We start from the raw sequence: 1,492 nt of genomic DNA on the forward strand, positions 1-1,492 counted from the left end.
CCCGGGCCGCCGTCCGCGCGTCCGCGTGGAAGGCGACCCGGACCAGGCCGGCGGCCGTCGCCGCCAGCAGGAGCGGCCCGATCGGGCTCTCCACCACCGCCGAGGTCCAGCCCCGGGGACCCTCCGGCGCGCCGGAGGGCTCCGGCCCGGGCTCCCGGTGGCCGGGCGTCGCGGACGTGTCACTGTTCATGCGCACACCGTACGACCGCCCACCGACAACGCCCCCGGCACGACGGCTGACCAGGGCTTTCCCGGTCGGCCACCGCCGGGCTCGTCAGTCGCCCAGCGCGCCGCGCACGACATCGGGGGCGTTGCTGATGATCCCGTCCACACCCTTGTCCGCCGCCGTCACCGTGTCGGCCGGAGTGTCGACGGTCCAGGTGAAGACCTCCAGCGGCTTGTCGTGCGGGCCCTTCAGCGCGTGCGCCGCGGCCACCCAGTCCGCGCCGATCGTCGTGTGCGAGGGATTGATCTGGTCGGCGAAACGGGCGTACTCGGGCAGCTGCGCCTGCGTCGGCGTGCCGAGGAAACCGGTCTTCACGTCGGGCCGCTGCTTGTGCACCTCCTTGATGCTCTTCGCGTCGAAGCTCTGCACCACCAGGCGATGCCGCACATGCCCGCGGTCGAGCCACCCGCTGTTGCGCAGCGCGGCCAGGGTCTCGGCCTCGATGCCCGGGTAGAGATCGGGGCTCTTCAGCTCCAGGATCAGGTTCTGGTGGGTGCGGGTGATCTCGTTCAGGTACTGCTTCAGCGTCGGGACGCGCGTACCGGCGAAGGCAGGGTTGTACCAGGAGCCCGCGTCGAGCCGCGCGATCTCCGCCGCGGTGAAGTCGCGCACGTTCCACGGGGCGCGGTCGGGGAAGACCTGCTCCACGTCGGTCGTCCGCGTGAGGGTCGTGTCGTGCAGGACGATCAGCTCTCCGTCCTTCGTGCGCTGGACGTCGTTCTCCACCCAGCGGAAGCCCAGCTCGGCCGCCTTGTCGACGGACGGCAGGGTGTTCTCGGGCGCGTAGGCGGGTGCGCCGCGATGTCCCACGACGGTGATTCCTGCGGGGATGTGCGCGCTGTCGGCTGCCGAGGCGGACGCGGCGGGGAGGCCGAGGAGGGCTCCGCTGCCGAGGATCGCGACGGTCACTGCTGTGGCGGCTCGTGCGGACAAGGAAACTCCTGGAGTTCGCGGGATCACTGACAGTAGGAGCGTGACCGCTGCGGGGTGCGCGCAGACAGATGCGCGATGGCCACACCCCGAACGGAGCGCGACCGGTCGGACGCACCCCGGGACGGCTCCCGCGCGCCGCCGGGGAAAGCCCAGGTCAGGGAGGTATGGGCGGGTACCGGGGCGCACGCGGCACACGGGGCGCGTGGTCACCGCCCGTACCGCACCGCACGGGAGCCTCCCGCGGCGCGGGGACGCCGGGTGACCGGTGCGCGGCCGGAATCGAACGGCGCACCGCCCACGCCGGGGGCGCGCGCTCCCCGCCCGCACGCGGGC

Annotated in this window: 1 protein-coding gene and 1 pseudogene; both read right to left on the bottom strand. The window is 73.2% G+C overall.

Translation table 11 applies throughout. The features are described 5' to 3' along the window. Window positions 1-190, bottom strand: a pseudogene (locus G3I42_RS30170) (cysteine methyltransferase); the annotation flags it as partial. An 84-nt stretch (window positions 191-274) separates the two neighbouring features. Continuing rightward, the gene (locus tag G3I42_RS30175; protein ID WP_164290927.1) at window positions 275-1,135 is read right to left on the bottom strand and encodes a glycerophosphodiester phosphodiesterase family protein; all 861 of its coding nucleotides are present in this window, start codon (window positions 1,133-1,135) and stop codon (window positions 275-277) included. Between the last annotated feature and the right edge of the window lie 357 nt (window positions 1,136-1,492).

It is taken from the genome of Streptomyces sp. SID11385, assembly GCF_010548245.1.
GTDB lineage: Bacteria > Actinomycetota > Actinomycetes > Streptomycetales > Streptomycetaceae > Streptomyces.